Source organism: Brevundimonas sp. (assembly GCF_023259385.1).
Classification (GTDB): domain Bacteria; phylum Pseudomonadota; class Alphaproteobacteria; order Caulobacterales; family Caulobacteraceae; genus Brevundimonas.
Genome location: NZ_JAHFPF010000027.1, coordinates 1 through 16,400, shown reverse-complemented (window position 1 = coordinate 16,400; position 16,400 = coordinate 1). Strand labels below are relative to the sequence as shown.

Below are 16,400 nucleotides of genomic sequence, written 5' to 3'. Positions count from 1 at the left end.
CGGAACCGCCCCATCCATCACCGCGATCGCCTCGCGCACATAGTCCGCATGGGCCACGATCCCGATGCCCACCGTCTCGCCGCCGACCCGCATCTCCTGCACCAGCACCCCGGCGATGAAGGGGTGCTCGGGCTGGGCCGTGCCGGGCAGCTTGCGCGCCGACGGGGTCCAGAACACCGGCCCGCCCGAGTTGCCGGGAAAGACGTTGAAATCCAGCAGGAAGGTCGGGAAGGCCCGGATCGGGGTCAGCGGCCAGGACGCCACCCGCCCGGTCCGCAGGATCGGGAAGCCCGCCGTATTGGCCGAATACCCATGCGGATAGCCCAGGGTCATCAGCTCGTCGCCCGGCCCCACCTGCCAGGCGTCCAGCGCATAGGCGTTGGCCAGCCAGCCCAGCGGGATGGCCGCCTCGGCGAACTCGGGCGGGGCGGTGATGGCCATGACCGCGATGTCGCGCTCGGGGTGCTTGGTCCACAGCGGATCGCCGTCGTCCTCGCGGATGCGCAGGGGCTGCGGCGCGAACCGCCAGCCGCCGTCCGGGGTCTCGACCCGCCAGCCGATCCGCGCCTGCGCCGACGGCATGCCGTCCAGCACATGGGCGGCGGTGACCAGCACCGTGCGCGGCGTCCCGTCCGGGGTGGGGGCGTTGATCAGGAAGGCCGTGCCCACCTTGCGCTCCGTGGCGTTGATCGGCTGGTCCAGCTGCACCGTCGCCTTGATCAGGCCGACGGTCAGGTCCCAGACGGGCGCGGCCTGCACCACCTCGGCGACAGGCGGATCCTGGACGGGTTCGGGCGGGACCTGAAGATCGAACATCGGCATACCGGGGCCACGGGCGTTTGTTCATTTGACGGCGCGGGGCCGGGACGCACAAGGTCCGCCGTCCATCCGGGGGAGACTTGAGATGAATCGCCGCGACCTGCTGACCACCGCCTCCGCCGCGCTCGCCGCGACCGCCCTCCCCGCCATGGCCCACGCCAAGTCCCCTACCGGAGCCTCGATGCCCAACGCGCCTGTCCCGCCCGTCGCCAAGAAGATCCCCGTCACCATCGAACAGCTGGGCCGCACCCGGACCGACGACTATCAGTGGATGAAGGACGACAACTGGCAGCAGGTCCTGCGCGACCCATCGCTCATCAAGGCCGACGTCAAGGACCACCTGACCGCCGAGAACGCCTATCGCGAGGCCATGATGCGCTCGACCGAGCCGCTCCAGCAGGAGCTGTTCGAGGAGATGAAGGGCCGCATCAAGGAGGACGACAGCTCCGTCCCCCTGCCCGACGGCCCGTGGGAGTACTACACCCGCTTTGAGGCTGGCCAGCAGCACCCGCTCTACTGCCGCCGCCCGAAGGGACAGACGACCGGCGAGATCGTCCTGCTGGACGCCAACGCCCTCGCCGAGGGCAAGGCCTATTCCTCGGTCGGCGAGACCGAACACAGCCGCGACCACCGCCTGTTCGCCTATGCCGAGGACGCGCAGGGCTCCGAGGTCTACCGCATCTTCATCAAGGACGTGGCCTCGGGCCAGTCCGTCGGCGCGCCGATCGAAAGCGCCATGGGCGGCCTCGCCTTCTCGGCGGACGGCGACTGGATCTTCTGGATCAACCGCGACGACAACGGCCGCTCGGACAAGATCCTCAAGCGCCGGGTGACCGGCGGCGACATCACCACCGTCTATGAAGAGCCGGACGACGGCATGTACATGGGTCTGCAGGTCAGCGCGGACTTCAAATACATCCTCATCACCTCGGCCAACGGCGAACAGTCGGAATGGCGCTACGTCCCCGCCGACCGGCCGGAGGCGGCCCCGGTCCTGATCGAGCCGCGCCGCGAGGCCCTGCGCTATGACGCCGACCACTGGGGCGACCGCTGGGTCATCCGCACCGACGCCGACGGCGCCGTGGACTTCAAGATCGTCACCGCCCCCACCGACGCCCCGGGCCGCGCCAACTGGACCGATCTGGTGCCGTTCACCGCCGGTCGCCTGATCGAATCGGTCGCCGCCTTCTCGGGCCACCTGGCCCGGGTCGAGCGCCACGAGGCCAACACCCGCATCGTCATCCGCACCCGCGCGGGCGAGGAGCACGCCATCGCCGTGGACGAGCCCGCCTATGTCCTGGGGCTGGGCGGGACCTACGAATACGACTCGCCGATGACGCGGTACGTCTACACCTCGCCGTCCACCCCCGCGCAGACCTTCGACTACAACATGGAGACGCGCGAGCGGACCCTGCGCAAGACGCAGGAGGTCCCGTCGGGCCACAACATCGCCGACTATGTCGTCGAGCGGCTGAACGCCCCCGCCTCCGACGGCGAACTGGTCCCGGTCACCATCCTGCGCCGCAAGTCGACGCCGGTGGACGGCTCGGCGCCGGTCCTGCTCTACGGCTACGGCTCCTACGGCATCCCGATGGGCGCCGGTTTCAACACCAACCGGCTGTCGCTGGTGGATCGCGGCTTCATCTACGCCATCGCCCACATCCGGGGTGGGTCGGACAAGGGCTGGGGCTGGTTCCTGGCCGCGCGCCGCATGACCAAGAAGAACACCTTCACCGACTTCATCGCCGCCGCCGAACACCTGATCGACAAGAACTACGCCCGCGCCGGAAACATCGTCACCCACGGCGGCTCGGCCGGCGGCCTGCTGATGGGGGCGATCAACAACATGCGTCCCGACCTCTGGGCCGGGGTCATCGGCGACGTGCCCTTCGTCGACGTCATCAACACCATGTCGGATGTCAGCCTGCCGCTGACGCCCGGCGAATGGCCCGAGTGGGGCGATCCGATCACCGATCCCGCCGCCTACGACTACATGCTCAGCTACAGCCCCTACGACCAGGTCGAGGCCAAGGCCTATCCGGCCGTGCTGGCCACCGGCGGCCTGTCGGACCCGCGCGTCACCTACTGGGAGCCCGAGAAGTGGGTCGCCAAGCTGCGGCCCGCCACGACCTCGGGCAAGCCGGTCCTGCTCAAGATCAACATGACCGCCGGCCACTTCAGCTCGTCGGGCCGGTTCGACTATCTGAAGGACATCGCCGTGGTCTACGCCTTCGCCATCTGGTCGATCCAGAAGGGCTGGGAACAGGCCTGAGCCCCGCGAGCGAACCGATGATCCCCATCCTGCGCGACACCGTCGCCGCCGACCTGCCGGCGATCACCGCCATCTATGCGGACGAGGTCCTGCACGGTACGGCGACCTTCGAACTGGTCCCGCCGGACGAGGCCGAGATGGCGTCGCGCCTGGCCGGGGTCCGGGCGCTGGACCTGCCCTGGCTGACGGCCGAGCTGGACGGCGCGGTCATCGGCTACGCCTACCTGTCCCCGTTCCGGCTGCGCCCCGCTTACCGCTACTGCGTCGAGCTGTCGGTCTACCTCGCCCCCGAAGCGCGGGGACGGGGGATCGGCCGGGCCCTGATGCAGGCCCTGATCGACCGGGCGCGCGTCATGGGTCTTCGCCACCTCGTCGGCGCCATCGGCGACAGCGCCAACACGGCCTCCATCGCCCTGCACAAGGCCGCCGGCTTCCGCGAGGCCGGAGTGTGGCGCGAGACCGGCTGGAAGTTCGACCGCTGGATCGACGTGGTCCTGATGCAGCTGGACCTGACGCCCGACGGCCGCCCGCCAGAGGGCGAGGGCCTGCGGCTCTGACAGCGCGCCCTCAGTGCGGGGCGATGTCGTCCGGCGGGGTGGTCAGCCACGGCGCCAGGCGGAACCGGCGCGGGGGCTCGCCGACCGTCCGGTGCAGGATGAACTGGCGGGCGAAGTTCACCACGGCGCGGATGGTGTGCTCGTCGAACGGCTTGGACACCGCGCCCAGGGCGCCGGCGAAGCCTTCCGGGATCTGTTCGGGGTTGGCGGTCAGGAACACCACGGCCGTGCCGTACTCGCCGACGATTCGCTGGGCGATCTGCGGGCCGGTGATGCCGTCCAGCAGGTTCACGTCGATCAGCGCCAGGTCCGGCCGCTCGCGCTCGGCGATCGCGAACGCGCCCGCCTTGTCCATGGCGCAGCCCACGACATCGCAGTCGGACTCGCCCAGCACGAGTTCGAGCTCCATCGCCAGCAACGCCTGGTCTTCGACAATCATGACCCGAAGGTCAGGCAGGTCGGACAACTCCACACCCCCAACGCTAACCAGACCTCTTTACCACTACTGTGTCCGCTAGCGGACGGTCGAACGCGCGATTGGCTATTTGGTTCGGCGTGGAGTAAGAATTTCCGGCCTTTTCAATCGTTGGGGGAACGATGGCCGCGGTAGCGGAAGACCGAATTGTCGAGCTCGAGCGACGCTTGCTCGGCGGCTACCAGCTCCTGCAGACGTTGGTGGGGATTCGCCTGCGCAGCGTCAGGGATCCGGAGAGCATCCGCCACCTGACCTGGCTCAGCGACGTCACCGCCGCCATGCAGCTGATCAGCCGCCGCATGACCGCCGAAGGGCCGCTCGACTTCGCCGGCTATCTCGACGACGTCGCCGCCTTCTGGAGCCGGGCCTGCGAAGGCCGCCCCGTGCGGCTGAACGTGCGCGGCCAAGCCACCCTGCTGCCGGACAGCCATCTGCTGCCGATGGCCATCATCACTCACGAGCTGATCTCCAACGCCTGCCGTCACGCCTTCCCCGACGATCGGCGCGGCTCCATCGCCGTCGCCTTCTCGCGCGCGGTCGGCGGGGTCAGCCTGGTGGTCCGCGATTCGGGCGTCGGCGCGGATGTCATCGAGCCCGGCGAGGGCCTGGCCCTGGTCCACGGTCTGGTCGAGCACCTGGGCGGCTCCATCGCCGTCGAAACGGCGCCGGGCGCCGGCGTGGGCGTGCGCATCCGCCTGCCGCTCGAGACGGCGCCGACGCACTAGGCCTCGCGGTCCGCGGTCCTGTCCCGGCGCTCGCGGGCGAGGACCGCGCGGTTGGCGGTCGTCCACTCCCGGCGCGTCCGGCCCATGCGGGCGGCGGCCATGTCCGGCGCGGTCGGCACCCGGCGCTTCACCGTCGGCTTGATCCGGCCGTAGCGCCGCCGCGAGTAGGCCCGGGCGCAGTCCATGCAGTGGCGATAGTTCCGGGCCGCATAGGACGCATGCCAATTGCGTCCCTCCTGAAGGATGACCTCGCACTCCCGACACCTGAACATCGCCGCACACGCCCGCACCTCGGGCGTCGACCGCCCCGTTTCCGCAACTGGAGAGCCGCACACGCGGCGAGCCGGTCAGAGGAACGCGCCGCGCTGTCGCGAGCGGTTCGTGGGAGGGCCTGTCAGAGGACGAGGCGGATGGCTGGGGAACTAGGACTCGAACCTAGAATGACGGTACCAAAAACCGTAGTGTTACCATTACACCATTCCCCAGCAGGTCCGGCGCAGCCCCGCCCGGAAGCGAGGAGGCGGTCGGATACGCCAAGGTCGCGCCGGACGCAATAGGTCTTTTCGAGCAATGGCGTTGTGAGGCTTTCGGGGCTGTCCAGACTATTTTCGGGAAGGCCGTTTCGGCGCTTGCGGGGGGGAAAACCCGTCGCTATAAGCCCCCTCCTCAAGTCGGAGTGTGGCTCAGCCTGGTAGAGCACTGCGTTCGGGACGCAGGGGTCGGAGGTTCGAATCCTCTCACTCCGACCATTCTTTCAAGGGGTTCCCGAAGCCCCTGGAAGCGAGCGAATGAGCGCCCCCAAAGGTCTTGGCCTGGGGCGCTCTTTTCGTTTCAGCCCCCCGCCCTGGACGCCACGTCCGCCAGATGCGCCCCGACGCGCTCGATGGTGCGCTCGCCCAGGGCCTTGCGGCGGGCCAGCAGCTCCGGCGAGCCGGCGTCGTAGTCGGTCATCAGCTTGCGTACGAAGGCGCCGGACCGGACCTCGGACAGCACCTCGTCCATGGCCGCCTTCGAGGCGTCCCCGATGATGCGCGGCCCGGTCAGATAGGCGCCGTACTCGGCCGTGTTGGAGATTCGCCCGAAGGCGCCGGCGACGCCCTTTTCGAACATCAGGTCGGTGACCAGCTTCAGCTCGTAGAAGCATTCGAACCACGCCACCTCGGGCGGATAGCCGGCGTTCACCAGCTTCATGAAGGCGCCGTCGACCAGTTCGGCCACGCCGCCGCACAGGACCACCTGCTCGCCGAACAGGTCGCTCTCGCACTCCGCCGCGAAGGTGGTCTCCAGAATGCCCTTGCGGCCGCAGCCCAGCGCCGCGGCGTAGGACAGCCCCAGGGCGTGCGCCCCGCCCGAGGCGTCCTGATGCACCCCGAACAGGCAGAAGACCCCCTCCCCGGCTTCGTACAGGTCGCGGATGCGCGGCCCGATCCCCTTGGGCGAGGCCAGGATGACGTCCAGGTCGGCGCGCGGCGCCACCAGCCCGAACCGCACCGACAGGCCATGGGCGAAGATCAGCGCCGCGCCGGGCTGGATGTTGGGCTCCAGTTCGTCGCGCCACAGGTCACGGTGCGCCTCGTCCGAGACCATGACGGCGACCACGTCCGCGTCCGCCGCCGCCTCGCCCGCCGTCAGGACGGGGAAGCCGTCGGCCTGGGCCTTCGCCCGGGTCGCCGACGACGCCTTCAGGCCGATGACGATGTCGGCGACGCCCGAGTCGCGCAGGTTCAGCGCATGGGTCCGGCCCTGGCTGCCGTAACCGATCACGGCCACGCGCCTGCGCTGAATTATGGACAGATCGCAGTCCCGGTCATGGAACGCGGGCAGAGGCGTGGCTATGTGCTGGGTCATGAGCAACGATCTAACGCCTTCCGACGTCGTCGGCTTCTGGAAAGAGGCCGGACCCGACAAGTGGTACAAGAAGGACGAGGCGTTCGACGCCCTGTTCCGCCATAGGCTCAAGGCCGGGCACTGGGACGCGGCGGCCCGCCGGCATGACGACTGGATAGAGACGCCGGAAGGCGCTCTGGCCCTGATGATCCTGCTGGACCAATACCCCCGCAACAGCTTCCGCGGCTCGGCGCACCAGTTCGCCACCGATCCCCTGGCGCTGGCGTTCGCCAAGGCGGCGATCGCGCGCGGCTATTTGTCGACCTTCGCCCCCGACCTGCGCCAGTTCCTGGTGATGCCGCTGATGCATTCCGAGGTTCTGGAGGATCAGGACGCGCTTCTGCCCCTGTGCGGCGACATGCCCGAGACGCTGAAGTACGCCCACGTCCACCGGGACATCATCGTCCGCTTCGGCCGCTTCCCGCACCGCAACGCCTGCCTTGGGCGGACGACGACGGCGGAGGAGCAGGCGTTCCTGGACGGCGGCGGCTTCGGGGGCTGACCGCGTCAGGTCAGACCGTTGCGCCGGGCGTAGGCCTCGACCGTATCCTTGGCCTGCTTCAACCCCATCCCCGGGTTGGCGTCCTTCAGCGCCTTGATGGCGTTGATCAGCGCGCCGTTCTGCAGGTGGTGATGCACCTCGGGCGGCACGGTGAGCGGTTCGGAAGCCGGCGGGGGCGCCGCTGATAGGGTCGAGGCCAGCGACGCCCGTGCCCCGGCTTGGCGGCGCAGGCGGCTGACGTCGCTGGGATCGCCCCGCCGGCCCGCGGTGAAGCGGCCCAGGCCGAAGCCGACGGCCAAGGCGACGAGGGCGATCAGCAGCACGGCGACATCAGACATGGCGATTCCCGGCGTCCCTGGGGACTGTCCTGTGCAAAGGCGAATCATGGAGGCGCGGTTCCCGCTCGAATCAGGCAACCTGTGTGGATGACCGCCCAGTTCCTCGCCGCTGACATTCAGGCCCGCACGGGAGCGATCCCGGCGGATCATCCCGAGTGGCAGTACCTGAACCTGCTGCGCGACATCCTGCAGAACGGGGCGCAGCGCGACGACCGGACGGGCACCGGGACGCTGGGCGTGTTCGGCCGCCAGATGCGGTTCGACCTGTCCAAGGGCTTCCCGGTCCTGACGACCAAGAAGCTGCACCTGCGCTCGATCATCGTCGAGCTGCTGTGGTTCCTGCGCGGCGAGACCAATATCGGCTGGCTGAAGGAAAACGGCGTCAGCATCTGGGACGAATGGGCCAACGCCGAGGGCGAGCTCGGCCCCGTCTATGGCAAGCAGTGGCGCTCGTGGTCCGCCCCGGACGGCCGCGTGATCGACCAGATCGAGAAGCTGGTCCACGGCCTGAAGACCAATCCGAACGGCCGCCGCCACATCGTTTCGGCCTGGAACCCGGCCGACGTGGACGACATGGCCCTGCCGCCCTGCCACTGCCTGTTCCAGTTCTTCGTGGCCGACGGCAAGCTGAGCTGCCAGCTGTACCAGCGCAGCGCCGACGTCTTCCTCGGCGTGCCGTTCAACATCGCCAGCTACGCCCTGCTGACGATCATGATGGCGCAGGTGACGGGGCTGGAGCCCGGCGAGTTCGTGCACACCTTCGGCGACGCCCACCTGTACCTGAACCACATCGAACAGGCCGAGCTGCAGCTGAGCCGTCAGCCCCTGCCCCTGCCGACGATGACCATCAGGCCGAGGGACGACCTGTTCGCCTACCGGCTGGAGGACTTCGTGCTGGAGGGCTATCAGCCCTGGCCGCACATCAAGGCGCCGGTTGCGGTCTAATGTCCCTCGATCTCAAGGGTCTGCAGGACTCCGTCCTGCGCATCTCCGACATCTACGCCCGTGAGCACGGCATCGACCGCGACAAGGCGGCGTCCGGCGACTGGGCCCTGCTGAAGGTGCAGGAGGAACTGGGCGAACTGGTCGCCGAGCATCTGCGCGTCACGGGCCGGGCGCGCGGCGCGGCGGATCACGACAAGCTGGGCGACGAGGCCGCCGACGTGCTGGGCATGCTGCTCATCTACTGCCGGGCCGCGGACATCGACATCGAGGCGGCTATGCAGCGGAAGTGGCTGCACTGGCTGGAGACGGCGCCGGCGCAACCCTGATCGATCAGGCCGTCGCCGGCGCGACCATCTTCATCCGCCGCAGGTCGTCGGCCAGGGTCCCGACGTCATCGTCGCGCTCGACCTTGATGGTGTTCTTGCCCATGCCCATCGAGATGGTGGCGCGGTAGGCGACCACCTGACCCTCGACCACCGTGACCTGGACGATTTCGCGCTTGTTCTGGGCGGCGGCCAGGCCGACGAAGCCGACGCTGAGCGTGTGGGCGCCGGGATCGACCTCCACCGCCGTGAACTGGGGCGACTTGAGCTGACCCAGCACGCGGTCGTCCAGCGCCACCTCCATGCCCGCCGCCTTGCCGACGAAGCCCTGCCGATGGACGATGATCAGGGCCTTGCCCGGCGAGGGGCGAAACGCCAGCACCGCCGCCTTCTGCTCTTCCGAAGCGGCGGGCCCCGCCTTCGTCCCCTGCAGATTGGCCATGATGTAGCCGGTGAACAGGCCCGCGATGAGCGGGACATACCAGGCGGCGAAACCATGGAAGCCGATCAGGCCCAGGAGAAAACCGACCACCACCGTGACGACGGCGCCGGTGACGATGGCGGGAAGGTATTTGCGCATGCGGATCTCGCACTGAGGGGGACGTGGGCCCCTTGAAGCGGATGAGAACCTTGACCGTTCCCAGCGGCGGACATCGACGTCGGGCCGTCGCGCCGGCCCGGTCGAAGACCGGCGTTCCTGCAACCTAGCGTCACCTTGAGACTCGGCGCACCGTCGCGATCGACCCCGCGCGAGGCGGGGCCGTAGCAACGGGGAGGTTGCCGTGGTGAAGACGTTTTCGGCCGAGTTCGTCGGCACGATGGTTCTGGTGCTGTTCGGGTGCGGGGCGGCGGTTCTGGGCGGGTTCGACCATGTCGGCCAGCTGGGCATCGCCCTGGCCTTCGGGTTCGCGATCGTGGCCATGGCCTATGGTATCGGACCGGTGTCGGGCTGCCATGTGAACCCCGCGGTCAGCCTGGCCGCCTTCGTGGCCGGGCGGATGTCGCTGAAGGACATGGGCCTGTACTGGGTCGCGCAATTCCTGGGCGCGGTCGCCGGCGCGGCGATCATCGGGCTGATCGCCAAGACCGGCTTCACCAGCCTGGGGGCCAACGGCTTCGACGCCGGGTCGCCGGGCGGCTACGGCCTGCACGCGGCGCTGGTCTTCGAGGTCGTGGCCACGGCCATCTTCGTGGTGGTGATCCTGGGCGTCACCGGCGACAAGGGCCACGGCGCCTTCGCCGGCCTGGCCATCGGCCTGACCCTGGCGGTGATCCACATCGTCGGCATCCAGGTGACGGGCGTCTCGGTCAATCCGGCGCGCAGCTTCGGCCCCGCTCTGCTGCAGGGCGGCGAGGCCCTGGCGCAGGTCTGGGCCTTCTTCGTCGCCCCGGCCGTCGGCGCGGTGATCGGCGCCCTGCTGTTCCGCTTCAAGGTGCTGGAACCGGCCGCCTGATGGCGTAAGAACAGGCGGCGGCCGCACGGGCCGCCGCCTGTTTCGTTCGAGGTCCGCTTGCCCCTGCCCATCATCGCCCTTGTCGTCGCCCGGGGTTCGAACGGCGTGATCGGGCGCGACGGCGACCTGCCGTGGCGGCTGCGCAGCGACCTGCAGCGGTTCAAGGCCATCACCATCGGCAAGCCCTGCATCATGGGCCGCAAGACCTGGGAGAGCCTGCCGCTGCGGCCCCTGCCCGGCCGGCTGAACGTGATCCTGACCCGCGACGAGGGCTGGGGCGACGACGGCCAGGCCAAGGGCGCGCTGGTCTGCCGGACGCTGGACGAGGCCATCGAGATCGCCCGAGAGACGGCCCAGGACGATGGCGTCGACGAGCTGTGCGTGATCGGCGGCGCGGGCCTGTTCGAAGCCGCCCTGCCCCGCGCCAAACGGCTCTACATCACCGAGGTCGACGCGGCGCCCGAGGGCGACGTCCTGTTTCCGGCCTTCGACGAGAGCCAGTGGACGGAAGTCACATCCGAAGCGCATCCTGCGGGCGAGAAGGACGACCACGCGTTCGTCTTCCGCACCCTTGAAAGGCGCTGACCATGCTGATCGTGACCACCAACGACGCCCCGGGCTATCGGATCGTGAAGACCATCGGCGCCGTGCGCGGCATCACCGTGCGCTCGCGCAACGCCGTCAGCGACATGGTCGGCGGCCTGCAGTCGATGCTGGGCGGCCGCGTCGGCGCCTATGTGAAACTGGCCGAGACCTCGCGGGCCGAGGCCCTGTCCGAACTGATCCAGCACGCCGAGCAGATGGGCGCCAACGGCATCCTGGCCATGCGCTACGACGCCAACGAGATCATGCCCGGCATCACCGAAGTGCTGGCCTACGGCACCGCCGTGGTGATCGAGCCGGAGTGAAGCGGCCTAGCTGAGCGTCAGCATCGCCTGACGTTCGAAATCCATCAGCTCGTCATGACGGCCCTCGCGGATCTTCTCGACCCAGCGGGGATCGGCCAGCAGGGCGCGGCCAACGGCGACGAGGTCGAACTCCTCGCGCTCCAGCCGTTCGATCAGCCCGTCCAGCGAGGCCGGCTTTGAGCCCGCGCCGCCGAAGGCCGCGATGAACTCCCCATCCAGCCCGACCGAGCCGACGGTGATGGTCGGCAGGCCGGTGACCTTCTTGGTCCAGCCGGCGAAATTCAGGTCCGACCCCTCGAACTCCGGCTCCCAGAAGCGACGCTGCGAACAGTGGAAGACGTCCACGCCCGCCTCGGCCAGCGGCGACAGCCACTGCTCCAGCTCCGCCGGATCGTGGGCGTTCTTGGCGTCATAGGCGCCGCCCTTCCACTGCGACAGGCGCAGGATCAGGGGCAGGTCGGGGCCAACGCCTTCCCGGACGGCGCGCACCACCTCGGGGCCGAAGCGCGAGCGCTCGCCGATGGTCGAGCCGCCCCACTGGTCAGTGCGAACGTTCAGGACATTCCAGAAGAACTGGTCGATCAGATAGCTGTGGGCGCCGTGGATCTCGACCGCATCGAAGCCGAGCTCCCGTGCGGCGCGGGCCGAGCGGCCGAAGGCGGCGATGGTGTCGGCGATGTCCTCGTCGGTCATGGCCTCGTATTTGGGCTTGCCCAGGCCGACCAGGCCCGAGGGGCTGTCGACCTTGCCCAGCGGCTCCCACTCGGCGCCCTGGCCCCGCGCGGCGCCGACGTGCCAGATCTGGGGCGCGATCAGACCGCCCGCGGCGTGGACCTCCTGAACGACCTTCTGCCATTCCGGCAGGGCCTCGCCATGGAAGACCGGGACGGCGGCGTCGTTGCGGGCCGCGGGACGCTCCACCACCGTGCCCTCGGTGACGATCAGGCCCACCCCGCCCTCGGCGCGGCGGCGATAGTAGCCGGGCACGCCCTCCGACGGGATGCCGTTGGGCGAGAAGGACCGGGTCCATCGGCGCCATGACGATGCGGTTGGGCAGCGTCAGTCCCTTGATGGTGAAGGGACGGAACAGGGCGTCGACGGACATGGATCGGCTCTCAAGGAAGACTGGAACCGGCAAGGTGGCGAATAAAGTTTCTTTTGGAAACCCTCAGAGGCCGAGTTTTTCGCTGACCGCTTCCGCGAAGCCCGCGAACCGCAAGGCCACGGCGCCGTTCGGATCGGCCAGCACGACCGGCGCCCCGGCGTCGCCGCCCGTGCGCACAGCGGCGTCCAGCGGCACGTCGCCGAGGAAGGACACGCCGAGGCGACCGGCCTCGGCCTCGCCTCCGCCCCGCCCGAAGACATCGCCGCTCATGTTCTCGATCAGGCCCAGAGTCGGGACGTTGACCTTCTGGAACAGGGCGTGGGCGCGGCGGGCGTCGGCCAGCGCCACCTCCTGCGGGGTGGTGACGATGACGGCGCCGTCCAGCGGCGTCTTCTGGATCAGGGTCAGCTGGATGTCGCCGGTGCCGGGCGGCAGGTCGACGACGAGGATGTCGAGCGGCGCGTCCTCCGTGCCCCAGCGGGTCTGGGTCAGCATCTGGGTCAGGGCCTGCGAGGCCATGGGGCCGCGCCAGACCATGGCGTCCTCGGCCCGGGTCAGCAGACCGACCGACATGGCCTTGAGCCCCCGGGTCAGGTGCGGCTGCATCATGCCGTCGACGTATTCCGGCTTGCCCGAGAGGCCGAGCATGGTCGGGATCGACGGCCCGTGGACGTCGGCGTCCAGCAGGCCGACGGAGAGGCCGCGTGCGGCCAGGGCGGCGGCCAGATTGACCGAAACCGTGGACTTTCCGACCCCGCCCTTGCCCGAGGCGACGGCCAGGACGCGGCGGACGTGGGCGGGTCGATCCGTAGGCGCCGGAGCCTTGGCGCGGGTCTGGTCGACGGCCTGGGGCGAGAGGGAGGCGGTTCGCACGGGCCGCGTCGCGGCGACGGCCTCGGCGGTCAGGACGACCGAGACGCGGGCCATGCCGGGCAGCGCCTTCAAGGCGGCCTCGGCGGCGTCGCGAACCGGAGCGTACAGCCGGGTGTCGCCCGCCGGGACCTCAATGACGAAGCCTGCGCGGTCGTCCGCGACGGTCAGGCCCTGCACCAGGCCGGCGGCCATCAGCCCCTGCCCGGACTTCGGGTCGAGGATGGCGTCGAGGGCGGCGATGACGGCGGCTTTATCGGGCAAGGCGAAAGGTCCAGCGGGTTGCGGCTGCGGGGCCTGCGTTCTATCGCCGGACGACCCGCCCCGCGAGCCTCGAATTGTCCCACCCCTCCATCACGCTCATCGCCGGCCCCACCGCCTCGGGCAAGTCCCGGCTGGCGCTGGAGACGGCCGCACGGACCGGGGCCGTGATCGTCAACGCCGACAGCCAGCAGCTCTACGCCGACCTGCGGGTGCTGAGCGCCCGTCCGTCCGAGGCCGACGAGGCGCAGGCCGAGCACCGGCTGTACGGCGTGGCCGACGCCGCCGAGGCCTGGTCCGTCGGGCGCTGGAGCCGCGCGGTCCTGCCGGTGCTGGCGGAGCTGGCCCAGGCCGGCCGCCCGGCCCTGCTGGTCGGCGGCACGGGTCTGTATTTCACGGCCCTGACCAAGGGGTTGGCGGATATTCCCAACATCCCGCTGGAGGCGCGCGACGCCGCCGGAGCCGCCTTCGACGCCGAGGGGGAGACCGCCTTCCGCCGCCGGCTGGCCGAACGCGACCCGCAGGCCGAGGCCCGCATCGAGAGCGGCGACCGCCAGCGCCTGACCCGCGCCATGGCGGTGGCCGAGCACACCGGCCGGGCGCTCAGCGACTGGACCGCCGACACCACGCCCCTGCTGGCGCCCGGATCCTGGACGGGAATGGTGGTCGAGCCGGACCGCGCCGCCCTCTACGCCCACTGCGATCTGCGGGTCGGGCAGATGGTCGAACAGGGGGCGCTGGAGGAGGTGCGGGCGTTGGTCGCGCGCGACCTGTCGCCGAACCTGCCCGCGACGAAGGCCGTCGGCGTACGCGAGTTCGCCGCCCACCTGGCGGGCGAGACCACCCTGGACCAGGCCATCGACGCCACCCGTCAGGCGACGCGCAACTACGCCAAGCGGCAACTGACCTGGTTCAGGAACCAGACGCCGGGATGGGCGCGGATCTGAGACGCGCCGCCAACAGGCCGACGCCCAGCCAGAAGCCGAGGATCGGGCTCATCCCCACGCCCAGCAGCGGCACGGGGAAGGCGCCCAGGACGGTCGTGGCGGCGGCGACCAGCATATAGGCCGAAAGCGCCAGGCCCGCGTCGCCGGCGGGTATTCCCCGCGCGGCCAGGGCGGGCGCCGCGGAAGCCCCGGCGATGAGCGTGACGGCCAGGACGGCGAGGACGGGCGAAACCGCACTGGCCAGGGCGATGATCTCCTCGACCTCGGCGACAGCTTCCAGGGGATCAGGCCGGAACCAGCTCACCAGGGCCAGGCCGGACGCCAGCAGGACCAGGCCGATCCGCCACGGCCGAGGCGCGGGCGCGACGACGGCGAGGACGGCGAGCCCTGCTCCGAAGGCCGTGGCCTGCGAAGCGTCGGGCTGGGCGACCAGCACGGCCTGCCCGGCGAAGGCCAGAGCCCAGCTCCACCAGTGTCGGAGCATCCACGACAGGGCGACCACCACCAGCGGCAGAACGACGAAGGCGACGTTGATGTGCAGCGGCCCGGCATCCAGCCAGCGGCGCACTCCGTCCTGGGGAATTCCGGCCAGACTGGATCCGAGGATCACGACGCCGACGACGAGCAGGATGGTGGCCGCCCTTTCCCGCGCCAGGGCGGCCAACGCTCCGGCCAGCAGCAGGCCGATGGGCCAGACCGCCACGTTCCGCAGCCATGAACCCGCCGGCACCCCGGACAGGGCGCAGACCCATCCTCCCAGCGCCACCGCTGCGAGCGACAGCAGGCCATAGAGAACGAGCAGACGCATCGGCGAAGGGATCGCGGGCATGTGAGGAACGGATCGTTCGTGGATGGAGTCGGGGCCGCCACTTAAGACCGGTCCGACGGCGCTTGGAAGTGGGCCGTCTTGCGCCTATATTCCCCCTGTTCGGTTTCGGCCGGACTATGGCGATAAACGTGCCTGTAATAAGCGGACCGGACCCGGGTGCGATTCCCGGCGGCTCCACCATTCTCTCCCGGTTATCAGCGGGTTAGTGCGGGGCCGACTAGCATCGACGGACGTGTAAAGAGGATTGCTTTCGCTCGTCCTGACCCACCGTATCGGGTCATTTTCTAACTGCGAACGATAACTTCGCTGGGGAATACGCCGTCGCCGCGTAATGCGGTTCCGGTAATTCCGAACTAAGTCCTCAGGGTTCAGATCCTGGGGCGGGGCCCGGAGGGCGCCTGGCAACAGAAGCCCTCCACTTTCCACATCCCGAGGCGCCCTCCTCTTCCCAAGCAAGAATGGGCGGGCGCCTGGCAACAGAAGCCCTCCACTTTCCACATCCCGAGGCGCCCTCCTCTTCCCAAGCAAGAATGGGCGGGCGCCTGGCAACAGAAGCCCGGCGCTTTCCTCATCAAAACCGCCCGCAATCGTCACCTTGTGAACAGGGCCGTCGCTTAACCCAGATTCCGGCTTTCGTCCGTGCTCCGGCGCGGTTAAACCCGGTGCCGAACAGCTGAGGCGCCCGATGGCCGAAGAGACGCCCCCCGTCGACGACATGCACTACGAGCAACTCGCGCAGGACGCCCTGCGCGGCGTGATCCGCTCTGCGCTCGAGCGCGCGGCGGAACCGGACGGCATTCCCGGCGCCCACCACTTCTACATCACCTTCAAGACCCGGGCGCCCGGCGTCAGCGTGCCGCCCGACATCCTCGCCAAATATCCGGACGAGATGACGGTCGTGCTGCAGCACCAGTACTGGGACCTGAAGGTCGAGCCGACGAAATTCTCGGTCATGCTGAAGTTCGGCGGCATGCCCAAGGTGCTGGCCATGCCCTATGTGGCGGTCACCCGCTTCTACGACCCGTCGGTCCAGTTCCTGCTGCAGTTCGAGCCCCCCGCGACGATCGAGGAGATCGCCGCCGAGGTGGCCGCCGCGCAGGTCGACGACACGCCGGTGCCGCCCCTGGGCGGCGACGACGCGCCCAAGGTCGTTTCGCTGGATCAATTCCGCAAGAAGTGACCC

General features: G+C 69.5%; 19 protein-coding genes, 2 tRNA genes, 1 other RNA gene and 1 pseudogene. 13 read left to right on the top strand and 10 right to left on the bottom strand.

Going from position 1 to position 16,400, the window contains the following annotated elements:
* On the bottom strand, positions 1–816 hold an 816-nt coding region (locus tag Q0C81_RS03555; RefSeq protein ID WP_291833618.1), incomplete at its 3' end, for a serine protease.
* Positions 817–904: 88 nt separating this feature from the next.
* On the opposite strand from Q0C81_RS03555, the gene Q0C81_RS03550 reads away from it, so the two are divergent.
* Together Q0C81_RS03550 and Q0C81_RS03545 are read left to right on the top strand one after the other, a co-directional pair.
* Complete coding sequence (locus Q0C81_RS03550) at positions 905–3,091, top strand: S9 family peptidase (RefSeq protein ID WP_291833615.1); 2,187 nt, start codon at positions 905–907, stop codon at positions 3,089–3,091.
* 17 nt (positions 3,092–3,108) lie between these two features.
* Positions 3,109–3,648 (top strand): GNAT family N-acetyltransferase, encoded by a 540-nt coding sequence (locus Q0C81_RS03545; RefSeq protein ID WP_291833612.1) that lies wholly within the window; start codon positions 3,109–3,111, stop codon positions 3,646–3,648.
* 10 nt (positions 3,649–3,658) lie between these two features.
* Here the strand turns inward: Q0C81_RS03545 and Q0C81_RS03540 are convergent, their stop codons facing one another.
* Entirely contained in the window at positions 3,659–4,087 is a 429-nt protein-coding gene (locus Q0C81_RS03540) for a response regulator (RefSeq protein WP_291833608.1), read from the bottom strand.
* Positions 4,088–4,290: 203 nt separating this feature from the next.
* Between Q0C81_RS03540 and Q0C81_RS03535 the strand changes: the two genes are divergently transcribed.
* A complete protein-coding gene (locus tag Q0C81_RS03535; RefSeq protein ID WP_291833605.1) occupies positions 4,291–4,848 on the top strand; it encodes a sensor histidine kinase in 558 nt (185 codons plus the stop codon).
* Here the strand turns inward: Q0C81_RS03535 and Q0C81_RS03530 are convergent.
* Together Q0C81_RS03530 and Q0C81_RS03525 are read right to left on the bottom strand one after the other, a co-directional pair.
* Positions 4,845–5,033, bottom strand: a complete 189-nt coding sequence (locus tag Q0C81_RS03530; RefSeq protein ID WP_291833602.1) for a hypothetical protein — start codon at positions 5,031–5,033, stop codon at positions 4,845–4,847. The two genes, Q0C81_RS03535 and Q0C81_RS03530, sit on opposite strands and share 4 nt — an antisense overlap.
* 226 nt (positions 5,034–5,259) lie before the next feature.
* Positions 5,260–5,333: transfer RNA gene (locus Q0C81_RS03525), tRNA-Gln, on the bottom strand.
* 187 nt (positions 5,334–5,520) lie between these two features.
* On the opposite strand from Q0C81_RS03525, the gene Q0C81_RS03520 reads away from it, so the two are divergent.
* Positions 5,521–5,597 (top strand) — tRNA-Pro (locus Q0C81_RS03520).
* Positions 5,598–5,679: 82 nt separating this feature from the next.
* Here Q0C81_RS03520 and ilvC read toward each other — a convergent pair.
* The gene (ilvC, locus tag Q0C81_RS03515; protein WP_291833599.1) at positions 5,680–6,696 is read right to left on the bottom strand and encodes a ketol-acid reductoisomerase; all 1,017 of its coding nucleotides are present in this window, start codon (positions 6,694–6,696) and stop codon (positions 5,680–5,682) included.
* Here ilvC and Q0C81_RS03510 point away from each other — a divergent pair.
* Positions 6,695–7,237: a DUF924 family protein gene (locus Q0C81_RS03510; protein WP_291833597.1), complete on the top strand. Its 543-nt coding sequence runs from the start codon at positions 6,695–6,697 to the stop codon at positions 7,235–7,237. The two genes, ilvC and Q0C81_RS03510, sit on opposite strands and share 2 nt — an antisense overlap.
* Positions 7,238–7,242: 5 nt before the next feature.
* On the opposite strand, the gene Q0C81_RS03505 is transcribed toward Q0C81_RS03510, so the two are convergent.
* A complete protein-coding gene (locus tag Q0C81_RS03505) occupies positions 7,243–7,575 on the bottom strand; it encodes a hypothetical protein (RefSeq protein WP_291833594.1) in 333 nt (110 codons plus the stop codon).
* Between the two features lie 87 nt (positions 7,576–7,662).
* Here Q0C81_RS03505 and Q0C81_RS03500 point away from each other — a divergent pair, with 87 nt between their 5' ends.
* Both Q0C81_RS03500 and Q0C81_RS03495 read left to right on the top strand, forming a co-directional pair.
* Positions 7,663–8,520 carry a thymidylate synthase gene (locus Q0C81_RS03500; RefSeq protein WP_291833591.1) on the top strand — a complete coding sequence of 286 codons (858 nt, stop codon included), beginning with the start codon at positions 7,663–7,665 and terminating at the stop codon, positions 8,518–8,520.
* Positions 8,520–8,846, top strand: a complete 327-nt coding sequence (locus tag Q0C81_RS03495) for a phosphoribosyl-ATP pyrophosphohydrolase (protein WP_291833589.1) — start codon at positions 8,520–8,522, stop codon at positions 8,844–8,846. Before Q0C81_RS03500 ends, Q0C81_RS03495 begins: the two co-directional genes overlap by 1 nt.
* Positions 8,847–8,850: 4 nt before the next feature.
* Here the strand turns inward: Q0C81_RS03495 and Q0C81_RS03490 are convergent, their stop codons facing one another.
* Positions 8,851–9,423: a hypothetical protein gene (locus Q0C81_RS03490; protein ID WP_291833587.1), complete on the bottom strand. Its 573-nt coding sequence runs from the start codon at positions 9,421–9,423 to the stop codon at positions 8,851–8,853.
* Positions 9,424–9,625: 202 nt separating this feature from the next.
* Here Q0C81_RS03490 and Q0C81_RS03485 point away from each other — a divergent pair, with 202 nt between their 5' ends.
* The 3 genes from Q0C81_RS03485 to Q0C81_RS03475 are packed head-to-tail and all read left to right on the top strand — an operon-like array spanning position 9,626 to position 11,205.
* Positions 9,626–10,297 carry an aquaporin gene (locus Q0C81_RS03485; RefSeq protein WP_291833585.1) on the top strand — a complete coding sequence of 224 codons (672 nt, stop codon included), beginning with the start codon at positions 9,626–9,628 and terminating at the stop codon, positions 10,295–10,297.
* A gap of 57 nt (positions 10,298–10,354) precedes the next feature.
* Complete coding sequence (locus Q0C81_RS03480; RefSeq protein ID WP_291833583.1) at positions 10,355–10,882, top strand: dihydrofolate reductase; 528 nt, start codon at positions 10,355–10,357, stop codon at positions 10,880–10,882.
* 2 nt (positions 10,883–10,884) lie between these two features.
* Positions 10,885–11,205 carry a YbjQ family protein gene (locus tag Q0C81_RS03475; protein ID WP_291833581.1) on the top strand — a complete coding sequence of 107 codons (321 nt, stop codon included), beginning with the start codon at positions 10,885–10,887 and terminating at the stop codon, positions 11,203–11,205.
* Between the two features lie 6 nt (positions 11,206–11,211).
* On the opposite strand, the pseudogene Q0C81_RS03470 reads toward Q0C81_RS03475, so the two are convergent.
* Positions 11,212–12,310, bottom strand: a pseudogene (locus tag Q0C81_RS03470) (NADH:flavin oxidoreductase).
* A gap of 63 nt (positions 12,311–12,373) precedes the next feature.
* Positions 12,374–13,444 (bottom strand): Mrp/NBP35 family ATP-binding protein, encoded by a 1,071-nt coding sequence (locus Q0C81_RS03465; protein WP_291833580.1) that lies wholly within the window; start codon positions 13,442–13,444, stop codon positions 12,374–12,376.
* 74 nt (positions 13,445–13,518) lie between these two features.
* Here Q0C81_RS03465 and miaA point away from each other — a divergent pair, with 74 nt between their 5' ends.
* On the top strand, positions 13,519–14,388 hold the full coding sequence (miaA, locus tag Q0C81_RS03460) for a tRNA (adenosine(37)-N6)-dimethylallyltransferase MiaA (RefSeq protein ID WP_291833577.1): 870 nt from the start codon (positions 13,519–13,521) through the stop codon (positions 14,386–14,388).
* On the opposite strand, the gene Q0C81_RS03455 is transcribed toward miaA, so the two are convergent.
* Complete coding sequence (locus Q0C81_RS03455) at positions 14,354–15,196, bottom strand: hypothetical protein (protein WP_291833574.1); 843 nt, start codon at positions 15,194–15,196, stop codon at positions 14,354–14,356. The two genes, miaA and Q0C81_RS03455, sit on opposite strands and share 35 nt — an antisense overlap.
* A 79-nt stretch (positions 15,197–15,275) precedes the next feature.
* Here Q0C81_RS03455 and ssrA point away from each other — a divergent pair.
* Positions 15,276–15,637: a transfer-messenger RNA gene (ssrA, locus tag Q0C81_RS03450) on the top strand.
* Between the two features lie 265 nt (positions 15,638–15,902).
* Entirely contained in the window at positions 15,903–16,397 is a 495-nt protein-coding gene (locus Q0C81_RS03445) for an SspB family protein (RefSeq protein ID WP_291833572.1), read from the top strand.
* Positions 16,398–16,400 lie beyond the last annotated feature (3 nt).

Bases quoted from the DNA above. Each gene is read 5' to 3' on its own strand.
- ilvC (WP_291833599.1), bottom strand. From the start codon at position 6,696: ATGACCCAGCACATAGCCACGCCTCTGCCCGCGTTCCATGACCGGGAC.
- Q0C81_RS03540 (WP_291833608.1), bottom strand. From the start codon at position 4,087: ATGATTGTCGAAGACCAGGCGTTGCTGGCGATGGAGCTCGAACTCGTG.
- Q0C81_RS03490 (WP_291833587.1), bottom strand. From the start codon at position 9,423: ATGCGCAAATACCTTCCCGCCATCGTCACCGGCGCCGTCGTCACGGTG.
- Q0C81_RS03510 (WP_291833597.1), top strand. From the start codon at position 6,695: ATGAGCAACGATCTAACGCCTTCCGACGTCGTCGGCTTCTGGAAAGAG.
- Q0C81_RS03505 (WP_291833594.1), bottom strand. From the start codon at position 7,575: ATGTCTGATGTCGCCGTGCTGCTGATCGCCCTCGTCGCCTTGGCCGTC.
- Q0C81_RS03500 (WP_291833591.1), top strand. From the start codon at position 7,663: ATGACCGCCCAGTTCCTCGCCGCTGACATTCAGGCCCGCACGGGAGCG.
- Q0C81_RS03445 (WP_291833572.1), top strand. From the start codon at position 15,903: ATGGCCGAAGAGACGCCCCCCGTCGACGACATGCACTACGAGCAACTC.
- Q0C81_RS03550 (WP_291833615.1), top strand. From the start codon at position 905: ATGAATCGCCGCGACCTGCTGACCACCGCCTCCGCCGCGCTCGCCGCG.
- Q0C81_RS03545 (WP_291833612.1), top strand. From the start codon at position 3,109: ATGATCCCCATCCTGCGCGACACCGTCGCCGCCGACCTGCCGGCGATC.
- Q0C81_RS03475 (WP_291833581.1), top strand. From the start codon at position 10,885: ATGCTGATCGTGACCACCAACGACGCCCCGGGCTATCGGATCGTGAAG.
- Q0C81_RS03530 (WP_291833602.1), bottom strand. From the start codon at position 5,033: ATGGACTGCGCCCGGGCCTACTCGCGGCGGCGCTACGGCCGGATCAAG.
- Q0C81_RS03455 (WP_291833574.1), bottom strand. From the start codon at position 15,196: ATGCGTCTGCTCGTTCTCTATGGCCTGCTGTCGCTCGCAGCGGTGGCG.
- Q0C81_RS03495 (WP_291833589.1), top strand. From the start codon at position 8,520: ATGTCCCTCGATCTCAAGGGTCTGCAGGACTCCGTCCTGCGCATCTCC.